The sequence below is a fragment of the Streptomyces roseolus genome (genome assembly GCF_014649855.1).
Classification (GTDB): Bacteria; Actinomycetota; Actinomycetes; order Streptomycetales; family Streptomycetaceae; genus Streptomyces; species Streptomyces roseolus.
Window position 1 is genome coordinate 102,149 of record NZ_BMTV01000016.1, and the last position, 16,918, is coordinate 119,066.

A 16,918-nucleotide genomic window follows, 5' to 3' on the forward strand; every position below is an offset into this window, starting at 1 on the left:
TCATTCTCCGGTCGTTCCTTGCCCGTTCGCCTCGTACGCCTGCTGGAGGACGGCCGGGAACACCCGGAGGAAGGTGTCCGCCTCGGCGTCGGTCAGGACCAGCGGAGGCATGATCCGTACGACGTCGGGGGCGGGCGCGTTCACCAGGAGGCCGGCGTCCTGAGCCGCCTGCTGCACCTGGGGCGCGAGGGGCTCGGTGAGCACGATACCCAGCAGGAGCCCCGCACCACGGACATGGGAGACCAGCGGGTGCCCGAGGGCCTCGATTCCGGAGCGCAGCCGCTCGCCGACGGCCTTGACGTGGTCGAGGGCCGCGTCGGCGCCGAGGGTGTCGAGGACGGCGAGGCCGGCGGCGCAGGCCACCGGGTTGCCGCCGAAGGTGGTGCCGTGGTGGCCGGGGGCGAAGAGCTCGGCGGCCGCGCCGAAGGCGACGGTGGCGCCGAGCGGCAGGCCGCCGCCGAGGCCCTTGGCGAGGGTGACGACGTCCGGGTCGACGCCCTCGTGGGCCTGGTGCTCGAACCAGTGGCCGCACCGCCCGATGCCGGTCTGGACCTCGTCGAGGACGAGGAGGGTGCCGGTGGCGCGGGTGATCTCCCGGGCCGCCTTCAGATAGCCGGGCGGCGGGACGACGACGCCGTTCTCGCCCTGGATGGGCTCGATGATGACGAAGGCCGTCTCCTCGGTGACGGCGGCGCGCAGCGCCTCGACGTCGCCGTACGGGACGTGGGTGACGTCGCCGGGGAGCGGCAGGAACGGGCCCTGCTTGCCGGGCTGGCCGGTGAGGGCGAGGGAGCCCGTGGTCCGGCCGTGGAAGCCGCCGTCGGTGGCGACCATGTGGGTGCGGCCGGTGAGCCGGCCGATCTTGAACGCGGCCTCGTTGGCCTCGGCGCCCGAGTTGCAGAAGAAGACCTTCCCGGGGCGGCCGGCGAGCTGGAGCAGCCGCTCGGCGAGCGCGACGGGCGGTTCGGCGACGAAGAGGTTGGAGACGTGGCCGAGGCTCCGGATCTGGCGGGTGACGGCCTCGACGACGGCCGGGTGGGCGTGGCCGAGGGCGTTGACGGCGATGCCGCCGACGAAGTCGAGGTACTCGGTGCCGTCGGCGTCCCAGAGCCTGGCGCCCTCGCCGCGGACGAGGGGCAGGCGGGGGGTGCCGTAGTTGTCCATGAGCGAGCCCTGCCACCGCTCGGTCAGCTGCTTGTTGCTCACGCTTCCCCCTGTCCGTCCGGCACGACCATCGTGCCGATGCCCTCGTCGGTGAAGATCTCCAGAAGGATGGAGTGCTGGACGCGTCCGTCGATCACGCGGGCCGTGGTGACCCCGTTCCGTACGGCGTGCAGGCAGCCCTCCATCTTGGGGACCATGCCGCTGGAGAGCTCGGGCAGCAGCTTCTCCAGCTGGCTCGCGGTGAGCCGGCTGATGACCTCGTCGCTGTTCGGCCAGTCCTCGTAGAGGCCCTCGACGTCGGTCAGGACCATCAGCGTTTCGGCGCCCAGCGCCGCAGCGAGTGCCGCAGCCGCCGTATCAGCATTGACGTTGTAGACATGTCCGTCGTCCTGGGAGCGGGCGATGGAGGAGACGACCGGGATGCGGCCGTCCTCCAGGAGCGCCTGGATGGCGCCGGTGTCGATGGCGGTGATCTCGCCGACGCGGCCGATGTCGACGCGTTCGCCGTCGATCTCCGGCCGGTGCTTGACGGCGGTGATGGTGTGGGCGTCCTCGCCGGTGAGGCCGACGGCGAGCGGGCCGTGCTGGTTGAGCAGGCCGACGAGCTCGCGCTGGACCTGGCCGGCGAGCACCATCCGTACGACGTCCATGGCGTCCTCGGTGGTGACCCGCAGGCCCGCCTTGAACTCGCTGACGATGCCGTGCCGGTCGAGGGCGGCGCTGATCTGCGGGCCGCCGCCGTGCACGACGACCGGCTTGAGGCCGGCGTGGCGGAGGAAGACGACGTCCTGCGCGAAGGCCGCCTTCAGATCCTCGTCGATCATGGCGTTGCCGCCGAACTTGATGACGACGGTCTTGCCGTGGTGGCGGGTGAGCCAGGGCAGCGCCTCGATCAACGTCTGGGCCTTCGGGAGGGCGGTGTGCTTCCGCGTGGCGTTGGTCATGACGAGTACGCGCTGTTCTCGTGGACGTAGTCGGCGGTCAGGTCGTTGGCCCAGATCACGGCGGACTCGGAGCCGGCGGCGAGGTCGGCGGTGATGACGACCTCCCGGTAGCGCATGTCGACCAGGTCGCGGTCCTCGCCGACGGAGCCGTTCCTGCAGACCCAGACGCCGTTGATGGCGACGTTCAGCTCGTCGGGCTCGAAGGCGGCGGAGGTGGTGCCGATGGCGGAGAGGACACGGCCCCAGTTGGGGTCCTCGCCGTGGATGGCGCACTTGAGGAGGTTGTTGCGGGCGATGGAGCGGCCCACCTCGACGGCGTCGTCCTCGGTGGCCGCGTTGACCACCTCGATGCGGATGTCCTTGCTGGCGCCCTCGGCGTCGCCGATGAGCTGGCGGGCGAGGTCGGCGCAGACCTCCCGGACGGCCTCGGCGAAGTCGTCCTGGGCGGGGGTGGCGCCGGAGGAGCCGGAGGCGAGCAGGAGGACGGTGTCGTTGGTGGACATGCAGCCGTCGGAGTCGACCCGGTCGAAGGTGAGCCGGGTGGCGGTCCGCAGGGCGGCGTCGAGGCCCTGGGCGTCGACGTCGGCGTCGGTGGTGAGGACGACGAGCATGGTGGCGAGGCCGGGGGCGAGCATGCCCGCGCCCTTCGCCATGCCGCCGACCGTCCAGCCGTCCTTCGAGACGACGGCCGTCTTGTGGACGGTGTCGGTGGTCTTGATGGCGATGGCGGCCTTCTCGCCGCCGTGCGCGGAGAGTTCGGCGGCGGCCTTCTCGACGCCCGGGAGGAGCTTGTCCATGGGGAGGAGGACGCCGATGAGGCCGGTGGAGGCGACGGCGACCTCGCCGGCGCCGACCTCGGTGCCCCGCGCGCTGAGGACCTCGGCGACCTTCTCGGCGGTGGCGTGGGTGTCCTGGAAGCCCTTCGGACCGGTGCAGGCGTTGGCGCCGCCGGAGTTGAGGACGACCGCGGTCAGCTCGCCGTCGGCGAGGACCTGCTGGGACCAGACGACCGGGGCGGCCTTGACGCGGTTGGAGGTGAAGACTCCCGCGGCGGCGCGGCGCGGCCCGGTGTTGACCACGAGGGCCAGGTCCGGGTTGCCGTTCTGCTTGATCCCGGCGGCGATGCCCGCCGCCGTGAATCCCTGCGCTGCGGTGACGCTCATGGAGCGACTCCAATCGTGGAGAGTCCGGTGTCCTCGGGAAGGCCGAGGGCGATGTTCATGCTCTGCACCGCGCCGCCGGCGGTGCCCTTGGTGAGGTTGTCGATGGCGCTGATCGCGATGATCCGGTGCGCGTTCGCGTCGTACGCGACCTGGATGTGAACGGCGTTGGAACCGTGGACGGACGCCGTCGCGGGCCACTGGCCCTCGGGGAGGAGGTGGACGAACGGCTCGTCCGCGTACGCCTTCTCGTACGCGGCGCGGACGGCCTCGGCGGTCGTGCCGGGCTTCGCGGCGGCGGTGCAGGTGGCGAGGATGCCGCGGGGCATCGGGGCCAGGGTGGGGGTGAAGGAGACGGTGACCCGCTCGCCGGCCGGGCCGGAGAGGTTCTGGATCATCTCGGGGGTGTGCCGGTGGCCGCCGCCGACGCCGTACGGGGTCATGTTGCCCATGACCTCGCTGCCGAGGAGGTGCGGCTTGAGGGCCTTGCCCGCGCCGGAGGTGCCGGAGGCGGCGACGATCACGGCCTCCGGCTCGGCGAGCCCGCCCGCGTACGCCGGGAAGAGGGCGAGCGAGACGGCGGTGGGGTAGCAGCCGGGCACCGCGATGCGCTTGGACCCCTCAAGCGCGGCGCGGGCGCCCGGCAGTTCGGGGAGGCCGTAGGGCCAGGTGCCGGCGTGCGGCGAGCCGTAGTACGTCTCCCAGTCGGCCGGGTCCTTCAGCCGGAAGTCGGCGCCCATGTCGACGACGAGGACGTCCGGGCCGAGCTGTTCGGCGACGGCGGCGGACTGCCCGTGCGGGAGGGCGAGGAAGACGACGTCGTGGCCGGCGAGCTCCTCGGCGGTGGTGGGCGCGAGGACGCGGTCGGCGAGCGGCAGCAGGTGGGGCTGGAGGCCGCCGAGCTTCTGTCCGGCGTTGGAGTGGCCGGTCAGGGTGCCGATCTCGACGTGGGGGTGCGCGAGGAGCAGGCGCAGGAGTTCCCCGCCCGCGTATCCGCTCGCGCCCGCCACTGCTGCTCGTACCGTCATCAATACCCTCCTCATGGATGGCATGACTATACGTGGAGCCGTAGTTTTATGCAACGAGCTCGTTCGTGTCGGCGGCTTCGGGCCGGGCAGGGACGGCTCCTGCCGGGCGGCCCTCGACCCTCACGGCCAGTTTGGCACGGTATGACACGGGGCCACGGGGCCCGGAAATCGCCACCGGCGCCCCGCGCGCCCCGACGAGCCGGCCGCCACGGTCCTCGTCGGTCCCAAGGGCCGGCCCGGCCGAGACCCGGGCCGCGCTCGACGCCCCGCGGGCCGACGAACCGCTCGTCGCGGACGGCGCGCGCCCGGTCCCCGCGGACGCCGGCCGCACCCCGCTCGCCCCCGCCCCCCGTCTCCGTCCCCGCCGGGGCGGCCCGGTGACGAGATCCGGGAAACCCTGAACTCCCCTGGATTTCGGCGGTGTTCCCTGATGGGGTCGGCCGCATGGTGCTTCTCCCTCTCCTCATCGTCACGGTTCTCGTGGGCTTCGGTCTCGCCGGATACGGCTTCGGCCGCCTCGGGGCGGTCGGGGTGCGGGCCGCCGGGCGGGAGACGTGGTTCCGGTGCGGGGCCGCGCTGGCGGCCGCCGCCGCGGCCGCGCTGTACGCCTGGGGGCTGCTCGGCGTGGGGCTGGCGCTGGTCGTCACGGACGAGAGCGGCACCGACGCGTTCCCGCCCCGGCCGTGCCGGGTGGAGGGCGACCCGGGCGCGGCGTCGGACGTGGTCGGCCATCGGGTCACCTACCTGCCGCCCCGCTACTCCTGCGTCCGCCAGGACGGCGACGCGTACGCGATCGACACCGGGGGCGGCGCCGCGGGCCCGGCCGCGGTGGTCCTCCTCGCGGCCTCGGGCGCGTTCGCGTGCCTCGCGCTCGCGGAGCCGCGTCACAACGCCCGCGGGCGGGCCGTCAAGCAGGTGTGAAGGCACCTGACGGAGAGAGGGACCCCATGGACGACGGCGCCGGGCCGGACGGCGGGCGCGGGGGCGCGGTGGCGGAGGGGCTGGACGCGGCCGTGCTCGGGGGCTTCCTCGCCGTGCTCGACCGGCTCGGGGCGCGCGAACGGGTCGCGTACCTGCTGCACGACGTGTTCGGGCTGCCGCCCGGGGAGACCGCCCGGGTCATGGGCGGCTCCCCCGCCGAGGCGGCCCGGTGCGCGCGGCGGGCGCGGGAGCGGCTGCGGGGCGGGGGGCCGGGCGGCGGGAACGGCGGTCCGGGGGCACGGCGGGCGCTGGTGGAGGCCTTCCTCGCCGCCGCACGCGCGCGTGACGCCGTCGCGCTCGCCGCGCTGCTCGCCCCGGACGCCGTCGCGTACTCCGAGCGGGGCGCCGTGCACGGTGCTCCGGCCGTGGCCGCCGCCGCGGCCGCGCTCGCCCGGCCGGGCGTCCTGCTGCGGCCCGCGCTGGTGGAGGGCGCGGTCGGGGCGGTGGCCCGCGTGGACGGGAGACCGGTCGCCGCCGTGTCCTTCGCCTTCCGCCGCGACCGGATCGTCGGCGTGGAGATCACGACGGGGACGGACGGGCTCCGCGCCCTCGGGCCGGTCTTCCCCGAGGCGTGACGGGGTCAGCGCTTGATCGCGCGCAGCACCACGAACTTCGGGTCGCTCGCCACCAGTTCGCTGTTGCCGAAGATGCGGCGCAGGGTGACGTGGTAGCCGAGGTGGCGGTTGCCGACGACCCACAGTTCGCCGCCGGTGCGCAGGGCGCGCCGCGCGTCGGAGAACATGCGGCGGGCGGTGCGGTCGGTGGTGGCCTGGTGGCTGTGGAAGGGCGGGTTGTTGAGGACGAGGTCGAGCGAGCCGGCGGGGACGTCCGCGAGCCCGTCGCCGACCGTGAACTCGGCCTTGCGCCCCTCCCCCGCGTGGGTGCGGAAGTTCTCCTCCGCGGAGGCGACGGCCTGGTACGACTCGTCGGTGAAGAGCAGTTCGGCATCGGGTTCGGCGAGGGCGACCGCGAGGCCGACGACGCCGTTGCCGCAGCCGAGGTCGGCCACGCGCGCGCGGCCGAGGCCCGTCGGCAGGTTCCCGAGGAGGAAGCGGGTGCCGATGTCGAGGCGGTCGGCGCAGAAGACGCCCGCCTCGTTGACGACCGTCCGGCCGGCGAGCCCCGGCGCGGGGGTGTCGGCGGGGAGCGCGTAGCGGTACGGCCACGGGTTCGGCCCGGGCGCGGCGGCCGGCCCGGCGGTGGCGTGGATCAGCCGGGCCTTCTTCACCGCGAGCGAGGTGCGGGTGGGGCCGAGGATCCGCTCGAAGAGGGTCAGCGTGGAGGTGTGGATCTCCTTGACCATGCCGGTGCCGACGATCACCGTGCCCTCGTGCACGGCGGGCGCGAGCCGGTGCAGCTGGTCCTCCAGGAGCGCGAGGCTCTTGGGGACGCGGACGAGGAGCACGTCGATCCGGGCGGGCGGCGGGTCCTGGGTGGTGAGGAGCCGGACGGCGCCGGGGGCCGCGCCGGCCCGCGCGAGGTTGGTGCGGGTGGCCTCGCGGCCGAGGTACGAGTCGGAGATCTGGACGAGCTCCCCGGATCCGGCGGCCGTCAGCGCGGTGACGAGCGCGCCCCAGCGGTCGCCGAGGACGGCGACGGTGCCGGAGAGGCCGGTGCCGGTCTCGGCGAGGTGGTTCAGCAGGTACTCGTCGGCCGCGTCCCAGGCGCGCAGCGGATCGCGCGGGTCCTCGGGGTGGCGGGTGAGGGTGACGTCGCCCCATGGCGTGGTCAAACGGTTCATCGTGCCCCCAGGCTAGCCGCTCCGCCCGGCCCGCCCGCCGGTCCCGGCCGGTCAGCGCAGCGCGGGAGCGTCCAGGTGGAGGTGCCAGGCGCCGGGGCGGCCGGTGAGGGTGACGGTCGACAGGGGGCGCACGTCGACGCTCCAGTAGGTGGCGGGGGCGGCGCGGAGCGCGTAGACGAGGGCGGCGCGGACGACGGAGGGTTCGGCGACGGCGACGACGGTGGCGTCGTCGGCGGGGCGGGTGTCGAGCCAGTGGCCGATGCGGGAGATGAAGGCGAGGAGGGGTTCGCCGCCGTGCGGGGCGGAGCGGGCGTCGGCGAGCCAGGCGTCGACGGCGGCCGGTTCGAGGGCGGCGACCTCGGCGAGGGTGAGGCCGCGCCAGCGGCCCATGTCGCAGTCGCGCAGCGCGGGCTGGGCGAGCGGGGCGTAGCCGAGGGCGGTGCCGGTGGCGCGGCTGCGCGGCGTCGGCGCGCAGTAGCGGAGTTCGGCGGCGCCGAGCGGGAGGAGCGCGGGCGCGGCCTGCTGCACCTCGTACCATCCGGCCTCGTCGAGCGGCCGGTCGTCGTCGAAGCGTTCGGCGAGCAGGGAGGAACTGCGCGCCGCCGCGACCAGCGTGACCCGAAGACCCATGGCCGCGATCGTGAGGCCGGTGGGGCCCCGGGTCAAGGGGCGCGGCGGGGGGACCGGGAGGCCCCGGTTCAGTCCTGTCCGAGAGACATCCACATGTCCGGATTCTTCAGTGGCGCGAATCCGACCTTCTCGTAGACGCCGTGGGCGTCGGCGGTGGCGAGCATGATCCGGCGGAGCCCGTACGGCTCCAGGTGGTCGCGGACGGCGGTGACGAGGGCGGTGCCGAGGCCGGTGCCGCGGGCGGGGCGGTCGACGTAGACGTCGCAGAGCCAGGCGAAGGTGGCGTGGTCGGTGATCACGCGCGCGTACGCGGCGATCTCGCCGGTGTCGCGGTGGTAGGCGCCGAAGTTGAGCGAGCCGGCGATGGCGGCGTCCTGCTTCTCCCGAGGTCGGCCGAGGGCCCAGTACGCGTCGGTGGAGAGCCAGTGGTGGACGCGGGCGGCGTCGAGGCGGGCGGGGTCGGCGGAGATCTCGTACGCCCCGTGGAGGGTGACGGTGGTGGTCTCGGTCATGGCCGGAGGATGCCAAAGCCGTGGGCACGTGTCAGGCGGGTTTTCCGGGCTGGCGCGGTGTCCGCGCGCGCCGGCCCGGCCCGCCGGGCGTCACGGAAGGAGTTCGTCCATGGCGGTGCGGAGCCTGCGGACGCCCTCGGTGATCTCCGTGGGGCCGGCGACACCGGCGAAACTCAGCCGGATGTGGCCGGCCGGCGGTTCGGCGCAGAAGTAGGGCCGGCCGGGGGCGGCGGCGACGCCGGCGCGGAGGGCGGCGGCGAGGAGGGCGGGCTCGGGGAGGGCGTCGGGGAGGCGGAGCCAGAGGTGGTAGCCGCCGGAGGGGACGTGGGGCAGGGCGAGTTCGGGGAGCCGGAGGGCGACGGCGGCGGTGAGGACGTCGCGGCGGGCCTTCAGCTCCTGGGAGACGGTCCTGAGGTGGCGGGACCAGGCGGGGGCGCCGACGAGTTCGAGGGCGGCCTCCTGGAGGGGGCGGGGGACGAAGAAGCTGTCGACGACCTGGATGGCGCGGAGGCGCTCCAGGACGGGGCCGCGGGCGGCGAGCGCGCCGACCCGGAGGCTCGCCGAGGTGATCTTGGTGAGGGAGCGGACGTGGACGACGACGCCGTCGGGGTCGTCGGCGGCGAGCGGCGCGGGCAGCGGCGGGGCGTCCTCGTGGACGAGCCGGCGGGCGAAGTCGTCCTCGACGACGAAGGCGCCGGCGGCGCGGGCGATGCGGACGACCTCGCGGCGGCGCTCGGGCGGGAGGACGGCGCCGGTGGGGTTCTGGAAGAGCGGCTGGCAGACGAGGACGCGGGCGCCGGTGGCGCGGAACGCGGCTTCGAGGAGGTCGGTGCGGATGCCGTCGGCGTCGGTGGGCACGGGCACCGGGCGCAGCCCGGCGGCGCGGGCGACGGCGAGCATGCCGGGGTAGGTGGGCGACTCGACGAGCACGGGGGTGCCGGGCGGGGCGAGCGCGCGCAGCGCGGTGGTGAGGGCGGACTGGCCGCCGGCGGTGATGAGGACCTCGGCGCCGGTGACGCCGCCGCCGATCTCGCGGGCGAACCACTCGCGGAGTTCGGTGAGTCCGTCGGAGGGCGGCCGGCCCCAGGCGCCGGGGCGGCGGCCGGCCCGGGCGAGGGCGGCGGCCAGGGCCCGCTCGGGCTGGAGGGAGGGGTGGAGGTAGCCGCCGTTGAACTCGACGACGCCGGGCGGGGGCGCGGCCAGGGTGACGAGGACTCCGGAGGCGTCGACGGCGCGGGGGACGAGTTCGGTGGCGGCGTCGGCGCTGAGGGCCAGCTCCTGCCAGGAGGTGTCGCCGGTGGCGGCCGGGGCGGGCGCCTCGGCCTTGAAGGCGCCGGCGCCGGGCCGGGTGACGACCAGGCCCTCGGCGGCGAGCTGGGCGAGGGCGCGGGTGACGGTCACCGGGGAGACGTGGTGGCGTTCGACGAGCGCCCGGCTCGACGGGAGCTTTCCACCTGGAGAGTAGCGGTCGAGCTCCGCTTTCAGGGTTTTCGCCAGTTCGGCCACGCTGCTACGCTCATGCATGAGAGCACAGAATAGCGCTACTGCCCCGACGACGATAGCGGTCACCGGCAGGACGGACACCGCTTCCGCCCCGGTGACGGCCCCGGGCGCGCAGGGCACCCTCCTCGCCCTCCTCGGCGTCGTCTCCTTCTCGCTGACGTTCCCGTCGACGGTGTGGGGTCTGGAGAGCTTCGGCCCCTGGTCGCTGGTGGCCGTGCGCTCCACGCTCGCCGCGGTGATCGCCGGAGCCTTCTTGTGCACGGGCCGGGTGCCGCTGCCGGAGCGCCGCCACTGGACCGGGCTCGCGGTGGTCGCCGGGGGCGTGGTGGTGGGCTTCCCGCTGCTGACCACGCTCGCCCTGCAGACCTCCACGACCTCGCACGCCGCCGTCGTCGTGGGCCTGCTGCCGCTCACCACGGCCGCCCTCGCCGCCGTGCGGACCGGCCGCCGCCCGTCGCGCACCTTCTGGATCGCGGCCGTCGCCGGCGCCTCCGTCGTGATCGCCTTCACCGTCCAGCAGAGCGGCGGCGCGCTCTCCACGGGCGACCTCTACCTCTTCGGCGCGCTCCTCGTGTGCGCCGCCGGCTACACCGAGGGCGGCCGCCTGGCCCGGCTGATGCCGGGCTGGCAGGTGATCGGCTGGGCGCTGGTGCTCTGCCTGCCGCTGACGGTCCCGGCCTCGGCGGTGGCGCTCGCCCTCGAACCGGTGCGCCTCACCGCCCACGGCGTGATCGGCCTGGTCTGGGTGGCGGCCGGCTCCACCTTCTTCGGCCTGTACGTCTGGTACCGCGGCATGGCCGCGATCGGCATCCCGCGCGCCAGCCAGCTCCAGCTCGCCCAGCCGCTCCTGACGCTGTTCTGGTCGGTCTTCCTGCTGGGCGAGTCCCTGCCGCTGGCCGCGCCGGTCGCGGCGGTCGGCGTGCTGGTCTGCATCGCGGTGACCCAGCGCGCGAAGAGCTGACGCGACGGACGGCGGTGACCTGCGTCACAATGACAGGCAGAGGCCCTACGCGCGCGAGGAGGTCACCGATGCAGGCGAGAGTGGGCGACAAGCTGCTGGTGCACGGCCGGACCGTGGGTCAGCACGACCGTACGGCCCAGGTCCTTGAGGTGAAGGGCGAGAACGGCGCTCCCCCGTACAAGGTGAAGTTCGACGACGACGGTCACGAGGCCCTGATGTCGCCAGGCCCCGACACCGTCGTCCGTCACCACGGCGAGCAGCGCTAGGAAGCGGGTCCCGGGCCCGCGGCGCGCGGCCCGCGGGCCCGCACCGGGTAGTGGTCGGCCACGATGGCCGCCAGGGCGCCGTGGCGGTCCTCCGTGACCTCCTTCGCCGCGAAGTAGCAGTGCCCGCCGACGCCCGGCCGTTCGACGGCCAGCGCGAGGTGCCGTGACAGCTCCCGCGGGTCCTGCCATGCCTCGGGCTGGTCCGGGTCGCCCGCCTTGTACAGCGCCTCGCCGATGTAGAGGCCGACGCCCGTCCCCTCCACCGTCGCGTTCCACCAGTCGAGGAGCGTGGCGTAGTCGGTGGCGGGGTGGCCGACGTGCCAGTACAGCTGCGGCACCACGTGGTCGATCCACCCCTCCCGGACCCACTTGCGGGTGTCCGCGTACAGGTCGTCGTAGGTCGCCACCCCGCCCCGGGTGTCGGAGCCCGCGGGGTCGTCGGCGCGGTTCCGCCACACCCCGAAGGGGCTGACACCGAAGGCGACGCCCGGCTTGAGCTCCTTGACGCGGGCGGACATCTCCGAGACCAGCAGGTCGGTGTTGTGGCGCCGCCAGTCCGCGCGGTCGGGGAAGCCGGCGCCGTGGCGGGCGTACGTGTCGTCGTCGGCGAAGTCCTCCCCCGCCACCGGGTACGGGTAGAAGTAGTCGTCCCAGTGGACGGCGTCGAGGTCGTAGCGGCGGACCGCGTCGAGCATCGCGTCCTGGACGAAGCGCCGGACCTCGGGCAGCCCGGGGTCGTAGTAGAGCTTTCCGCCGTAGGGCACGGTCCACTCGGGGTGGAGCCGGGCCGGGTGGGAGGCCGCGAGCCGGGCGGGGTCAGTGTGGTTCGCCACGCGGTACGGGTTGAACCAGGCGTGCAGCTCCAGCCCCCGCTCATGGGCCTCGGCGACCGCCGTGCCCAGCGGGTCCCAGCCGGGGTCGCGGCCCTGCGTCCCGGTGAGGCACTGCGCCCAGGGCTCGTACGGCGACGGCCACAGGGCGTCGGCGGTGGGCCGCACCTGGAGGACGACCGCGTTGAGCCGCCGCTCCACCGCCTTGTCCAGGTGGGCGAGGAGCTCGGCCTTCTGCGCCGCGGCGGTGAGGCCGGCGCGGGACGGCCAGTCGCGGTTGGCGACGGTCGCCACCCACACGCCCCGGAACCGGAAGCTGTCCGCCGCCGCCTCCGCGGCCGGCTCCGGCACGGGCTCCGCCGCCGGACCCGCCCCGGGCGCCGGGTCCGCCCCGGACGCCGGTGCCGGGTCCGGGTCCCTTCCGCGCACCCCTCGACGCTCCGCGGCGGTGCCCGGGGCACCGCTCCCCACGACGGCGAATGCCGCTCCCGTGGCGGTCGTCACAAACCCTCTTCTCCCGATAGGCCGCACTTGTACCCCTCAGCTGTCGGACACGTCACACCTCCTGGGACAGCATGCCCGCCTCCGACCGATCGATCATCGCGCGAATCGGAGTAACGTCATGGGGTCGAGGCGTGCGCACCGGAATCACACGGGGCCCGCCGCCAGAGAAGAGCGAAAGGCACGAGGTGACGGACTCCATGGCCGACATTGAGCGCGTCGGAGTGGTGGGCTGCGGCCAGATGGGCGCGGGCATCGCAGAGGTGTGTGCCCGGAGCGGTCTCCAGGTGAAGGTGGCCGAGACCACCGGCGAGGCGCTGGAGATCGGCCGTACGCGGCTGCTGAACTCGCTGACCAAGGCCGCCGAACGCGGCAAGATCAGCGAGGAGGAGCGGGACGCGGCCCTGGCCAACCTGAGCTTCACGACCGACCTCGGGGAGTTCGCCGACCGCGACCTCGTCATCGAGGCGGTCGTCGAGAACGAGCAGGTCAAGACCGAGATCTTCCAGGTGCTCGACCAGGTCCTGACCCGGCCCGACGCCATCCTCGCCTCGAACACCTCCTCCATCCCGCTGGTGAAGCTGGCCGTGGCGACCTCCCGCCCCGACCACGTCATCGGCATCCACTTCTTCAACCCGGCCCCGGTGCAGAAGCTCGTCGAGCTGATCCCGGCCCTCACCACCTCCGAGGGCACCATCAGCCGGGCGCAGGCCTTCGCCGAGAAGCTGCTCGGCAAGCACGCGATCCGCGCCCAGGACCGCTCCGGCTTCATCGTGAACGCCCTGCTCGTGCCGTACCTGCTCTCCGCGATCCGGATGTTCGAGTCCGGCATCGCGAGCCGCGAGGACATCGACAACGGCATGGAGTACGGCTGCGCCCACCCGATGGGCCCGCTGAAGCTCTCGGACCTCATCGGCCTCGACACGATCGCCTCGATCGCGGACTCGATGTACTCCGAGTTCAAGGAGCCGCTGTACGCCGCTCCCCCGCTGCTCCAGCGGATGGTCGACGCGGGCCGGCTCGGCCGCAAGACGGGCTCGGGCTTCTACGTCTACGCCTGACCCGCCTCCGACGCCTCCGGCGTCCCACGGTTGTCGCTCTCCGCGGCAGGAACGGCTCGTACCCCCGCACAGGTACGAGCCGTTCCGACTTTTCCGGGCGACCCCGGCGGCCCCGGCGGCCCGGGCGTCAGCCGAGCCGCAGGTGGTGCAGCATCAGCAGTCCGGCCGCCATGTTCGCCGCCGGCACCTCGCCGCGCGCGATCAGCTCCGGGACCTCCTTCAGCGGCACCCAGGCGCGCCGCGAGGACTCGAAGCCGTCGGCCGGCGGGCCGGTCCAGGTGGCCCGCTCGGTCCAGTAGAGGTGGTGCCGGGCGTCGCTGAGCCCGTTGGAGGGCTCGACGGTGAGCAGGTGGCGCAGCGGGCCCGGCCGCCAGCCGGTCTCCTCCTCCATCTCACGGGCGGCGGCCGCCTCGGGGGTCTCGCCGTCCTCGACGACGCCGGCGGCCAGCTCCCACCCCCAGCTGTCGGTGATGAAGCGGTGGCGCCAGAGCATCAGGACCTCGTCGGCGTCGTTGACGACGGTCGCGACGGCGACGGGGCGGAGCCGGATCAGATAGTGGTCGAGGTGGCGGCCGTCCGGGAGTTCGACGTCCGCGAGGTTCACTCGGAACCAACGGTTTTCATAGACGGAGCGTTCGCTCAGTTTCGTCCACTGCACGTTCTTGCCACCTTCCGACTGGTAGGCGCGTGTTCGGTGGCAATATCGCAGCAGGTGAACGGTCAGAGCGGAACGCGCAGGGCCCCGTCGATCAGCGCCGCCGCCTCCCGGGCGTCCCCCGCGTCACAGGCGAGGAGGTGCTCCCGGGCCTGGCGCAGCCGGTCCCGCAGCCGGCGCGACTCCATCCCGCGCGCCCGCTCGGTCATCTCGACCGCCGCCCGCGCCGCCGAGTCCGCCTCGCCCTGCCGCAGTTCGACCTGGCAGAGCAGCGCGAGCCGGTGCACCCGGCCCCGGTCGTGCGAGGGCGTCCCGGCCGCCCGCGCCGCGTGCTCGTACGCCCCCGCGAGATCACCCAGACTGAGGAGGGCCTCCGCGACCTGTACGTTGACGAGCCCGGGCTGGACGTAGCCGGTCTCGGCCGGTTCCGCGGCCGGGGCGATCCGGTCCGCCGCCCGCTCGGCCCGCAGGATGCAGCCGAGCGCCGCCGGCCCGTCGCCGAGCCGGGCGTACGCCTTCGCCTGCATGGCCGTCAGATCGGCGGCGAGCGCCGGGGAGATGGTCCCGTCCGCCGCCCGCAGCGCGGCCTCCGCGAAGGCCACCGCCTGCCGGAACTCCCCCAGGAGCAGCGACTGGTTGACCATCAGCGCCACCACGTAGGCGCCGAAGGCCCGGTCCCCGCTGGCCTTGGCGAGCCGCAGCGCCTGGTGGAAGTAGCGCTGCGCGAGCCCGTGGGCGTCGGCGTCGTAGGCACAGATTCCGGCCACCGCCACGAGGCCGCCGGTGGCGCGGTGCAGGGAGCGGCCCAGGGCGTCGCTGTACGAGCCGCGGAGCCGGGGCGCGGCCTCGGTGGTGAGGAAGCCGACGATCCGGGCGCGGGTCGCGATGCCGCCGGCCTTGCGGTACATCTGCTCGTAGTGGGCGCGGGCCGCGCTGAGCAGGGCGATGTCGGCGGGCTCGACCCGGGTGAGACCGGTCCGGGAGACGTCGGTGTCCTCCGGCGGGTTCTCCCACTCCCACACCGGCATCACCGCGGGCGTGCCGGTCACCGCGGGCGCGCTCGCGAGGTACGGGCGCTGCTGCTCGTCCGAGCGCCACAGCGCGGTGGCCCGGTCGACGAAGCCGTTCAGCGGCGTGCCGGGCGCGGGCGGGCCGCCGACGGGCACGCCGAGCCCGATGTCGTCGAGGGTGACGGGCCGGCGCAGCCGGTCCGCGAGCACCTCGCAGATCAGGTCGGGCACCTGGCCGCGCGGCCGCTGGCCCTTCAACCACCGCGCCACGGCGGTGTGTTCGTAACGCAGGGCAAGGCCCCTGGCCCGTCCGGCCCGGTTCACACGGTCGGCGAGCCCGGCGTGGGAGACGCCCGCCTCGTCCAGGAGGGCGTCGAGCAGGGTGTTGGGCTGCATGGCCCCTCCGGTCGCTCGGTGAACTCAGCCTAGCGGTGGCCGAATTAGCCCGGTGCGATTTCGCACGGGGTGTGAATGAAGTACCCGTTCTTCCGGTCCGCGCGCGCTGCCGCCGCCGGGGCCGTACCGCTTGACTGGGCTTCCTCGCCGGAAGGGCGAGGAACGACCGGGCCGCCGGCTCCCCCCTCGTACAGTGCGGCCGCCCGGTCCACGCCGCCCGCCCCGCCGATCTGCCCGACACTCCGTGGCGGGGCGGGCGGCGCCCGTACCCCCGGGCCCTCCGCTCAGCAGTGGGTGGAGGGAGCGGGCCGGGGACGGCGCAGCCCGGGTTCGGCGGGCTGCGTCGGCACGCGGACGCGGTCGTTGCGGACGACGAGCAGGGCCACGTCGTCGTCGAGCCGGCCGCCGGTGTGGCGCAGCAGCGCCTCGTGCACCTGCCGGACGACGCCCGCAGGCGGCAGGCCGGCGCTCCGGGCGAGCACCGCCTCCAGGCCGAAGAAGCGGCCCCGGTCGTCCCGGGCCTCCTCCGCGCCGTCGGTGTGCAGCACCAGCGTCTCGCCGGGCAGCAGCCGGGCACCGGTGTACGGGACGAGCGCGGCCGGCAGCGGCAGCACGCCGAGCGGCGGCAGCGGCTCCCCCACCGGCAGGCGCTCCACCCGGTCGCCGAGCCGGTACGGGGCGGGATGGCCGCAGTCGAGGACGGCGAGCCGGCCGTCGGCGCGGACCTCCAGGAGCAGCAGCGTCACGAACTCCTCGGCCACCGGGTGCTCGGGCGCGCCCTTGCCCCCGGCCGGGTGCTCGTCGCGCGCCCGCTCCCGCAGGTGCCGTTGCAGCGCCCGCTCCAGCCTGTGCAGCACCCCGCCGAGTTCGGCCTCGTCGTGGGCGGCCTCCCGGAAGCTCCCCAGGACGGCGACGACCGCGCCCAGGGCGGCGAGCCCGTGACCCCGTACGTCCCCGATCAGGATGCGCACGCCGTACGGCGTCGCCACCGCCTCGTACAGGTCGCCGCCCACCGAGGCACCGCGGGTGGCCGACAACTGCCCGGCGGCCAGGGCGAGTCCGTCGAGCCGGGCGGGCGGCGGGCGCAACAGCACCTGCTGGGTGGCCTCCGCGACGGCCCGTACGCGCGCCAGTTCGCGCCGCAGCCGCCCTCGCACCCCGAGGACCAGGCCCGTGCCGACGGTGAGGAAGACGATGCTGGTCGCGATCCGCATCGGCAGCCCCGGCTGCCGGGCCAGCGGACAGCCGAACTTCCAGGCCACCGCCACCGCCCCCCAGCCGACGGGGAGCGCGAGCGGGGCGGTCTCGCGGAGCCGGGCCCCGAGGGCGGACCCGGTGCGGCCGCGGCCGCTACGGCTGGTACGGATCATGTACGGCCCTTCCCGAGCCCCGACAGCGCCCGAAGGCCCTGCGGCACACAGGTCCGCCCCTGTGGCCGCGTCGATTCTGCCGACTGTACGGACCGCGGGGGAACAGCCCCCGGCGATCTCACCCGAAGGAGTGAGCACCCCCGGCGCGCCGCCCCGCGCCACGGGCGCGCCACGCGGACGGGCTGCCGACCGTCGACGGCCCGTA

The 16,918-nt window shown here is 74.7% G+C and carries 17 protein-coding genes; 5 read left to right on the forward strand and 12 right to left on the reverse strand.

Annotation, left to right across the window (positions count from 1 at the left end; genetic code table 11):
* The 4 genes from IE245_RS20185 to argC are packed head-to-tail and all read right to left on the reverse strand — an operon-like array spanning window position 1 to window position 4,296.
* On the reverse strand, window positions 1–1,206 hold the full coding sequence (locus tag IE245_RS20185) for an acetylornithine transaminase (protein ID WP_189949551.1): 1,206 nt from the start codon (window positions 1,204–1,206) through the stop codon (window positions 1–3).
* Entirely contained in the window at window positions 1,203–2,108 is a 906-nt protein-coding gene (gene argB / locus IE245_RS20190) for an acetylglutamate kinase (protein WP_189949553.1), read from the reverse strand. Before argB ends, IE245_RS20185 begins: the two co-directional genes overlap by 4 nt.
* A complete protein-coding gene (gene argJ / locus IE245_RS20195) occupies window positions 2,105–3,271 on the reverse strand; it encodes a bifunctional glutamate N-acetyltransferase/amino-acid acetyltransferase ArgJ (RefSeq protein ID WP_189949555.1) in 1,167 nt (388 codons plus the stop codon). The genes argB and argJ overlap by 4 nt, the downstream gene beginning before the upstream one ends.
* Window positions 3,268–4,296 (reverse strand): N-acetyl-gamma-glutamyl-phosphate reductase, encoded by a 1,029-nt coding sequence (gene argC, locus IE245_RS20200; RefSeq protein ID WP_189949556.1) that lies wholly within the window; start codon window positions 4,294–4,296, stop codon window positions 3,268–3,270. Before argC ends, argJ begins: the two co-directional genes overlap by 4 nt.
* 444 nt (window positions 4,297–4,740) lie before the next feature.
* Here argC and IE245_RS20205 point away from each other — a divergent pair, with 444 nt between their 5' ends.
* A complete protein-coding gene (locus IE245_RS20205; RefSeq protein ID WP_189949558.1) occupies window positions 4,741–5,217 on the forward strand; it encodes a hypothetical protein in 477 nt (158 codons plus the stop codon).
* A gap of 26 nt (window positions 5,218–5,243) precedes the next feature.
* A complete protein-coding gene (locus IE245_RS20210) occupies window positions 5,244–5,852 on the forward strand; it encodes a sigma factor-like helix-turn-helix DNA-binding protein (protein WP_189949560.1) in 609 nt (202 codons plus the stop codon).
* A 5-nt stretch (window positions 5,853–5,857) separates the two neighbouring features.
* On the opposite strand, the gene IE245_RS20215 is transcribed toward IE245_RS20210, so the two are convergent.
* From IE245_RS20215 to IE245_RS20230, 4 genes are all read right to left on the reverse strand, one after another.
* A complete protein-coding gene (locus IE245_RS20215) occupies window positions 5,858–7,018 on the reverse strand; it encodes a methyltransferase (RefSeq protein WP_189949563.1) in 1,161 nt (386 codons plus the stop codon).
* A gap of 51 nt (window positions 7,019–7,069) precedes the next feature.
* A complete protein-coding gene (locus IE245_RS20220) occupies window positions 7,070–7,648 on the reverse strand; it encodes a histidine phosphatase family protein (RefSeq protein WP_189949564.1) in 579 nt (192 codons plus the stop codon).
* Window positions 7,649–7,716: 68 nt separating this feature from the next.
* Complete coding sequence (locus IE245_RS20225) at window positions 7,717–8,160, reverse strand: GNAT family N-acetyltransferase (RefSeq protein ID WP_189949566.1); 444 nt, start codon at window positions 8,158–8,160, stop codon at window positions 7,717–7,719.
* Window positions 8,161–8,250: 90 nt separating this feature from the next.
* Complete coding sequence (locus IE245_RS20230) at window positions 8,251–9,684, reverse strand: aminotransferase-like domain-containing protein (RefSeq protein ID WP_189949568.1); 1,434 nt, start codon at window positions 9,682–9,684, stop codon at window positions 8,251–8,253.
* Between IE245_RS20230 and IE245_RS20235 the strand changes: the two genes are divergently transcribed.
* Together IE245_RS20235 and IE245_RS20240 are read left to right on the forward strand one after the other, a co-directional pair.
* A complete protein-coding gene (locus IE245_RS20235; protein WP_189949571.1) occupies window positions 9,683–10,624 on the forward strand; it encodes a DMT family transporter in 942 nt (313 codons plus the stop codon). The two genes, IE245_RS20230 and IE245_RS20235, sit on opposite strands and share 2 nt — an antisense overlap.
* Before the next feature lie 68 nt (window positions 10,625–10,692).
* Window positions 10,693–10,890, forward strand: coding sequence for a DUF1918 domain-containing protein (locus IE245_RS20240; RefSeq protein WP_189949573.1), 198 nt, complete (start codon window positions 10,693–10,695; stop codon window positions 10,888–10,890).
* Here IE245_RS20240 and IE245_RS20245 read toward each other — a convergent pair.
* The gene (locus tag IE245_RS20245) at window positions 10,887–12,251 is read right to left on the reverse strand and encodes a glycoside hydrolase family 10-like protein (protein ID WP_444545738.1); all 1,365 of its coding nucleotides are present in this window, start codon (window positions 12,249–12,251) and stop codon (window positions 10,887–10,889) included. The genes IE245_RS20240 and IE245_RS20245 overlap by 4 nt on opposite strands.
* A gap of 170 nt (window positions 12,252–12,421) precedes the next feature.
* On the opposite strand from IE245_RS20245, the gene IE245_RS20250 reads away from it, so the two are divergent.
* Window positions 12,422–13,282: a 3-hydroxybutyryl-CoA dehydrogenase gene (locus tag IE245_RS20250; RefSeq protein WP_189949577.1), complete on the forward strand. Its 861-nt coding sequence runs from the start codon at window positions 12,422–12,424 to the stop codon at window positions 13,280–13,282.
* Between the two features lie 127 nt (window positions 13,283–13,409).
* On the opposite strand, the gene IE245_RS20255 is transcribed toward IE245_RS20250, so the two are convergent.
* From IE245_RS20255 to IE245_RS20265, 3 genes are all read right to left on the reverse strand, one after another.
* Window positions 13,410–13,940 (reverse strand): NUDIX hydrolase, encoded by a 531-nt coding sequence (locus tag IE245_RS20255; RefSeq protein ID WP_189949579.1) that lies wholly within the window; start codon window positions 13,938–13,940, stop codon window positions 13,410–13,412.
* 62 nt (window positions 13,941–14,002) lie between these two features.
* Window positions 14,003–15,343 (reverse strand): NsdA family TPR-like regulatory protein, encoded by a 1,341-nt coding sequence (locus IE245_RS20260; protein ID WP_189949581.1) that lies wholly within the window; start codon window positions 15,341–15,343, stop codon window positions 14,003–14,005.
* A 284-nt stretch (window positions 15,344–15,627) separates the two neighbouring features.
* On the reverse strand, window positions 15,628–16,713 hold the full coding sequence (locus IE245_RS20265; RefSeq protein WP_189949582.1) for a PP2C family protein-serine/threonine phosphatase: 1,086 nt from the start codon (window positions 16,711–16,713) through the stop codon (window positions 15,628–15,630).
* Window positions 16,714–16,918: the final 205 nt, after the last annotated feature.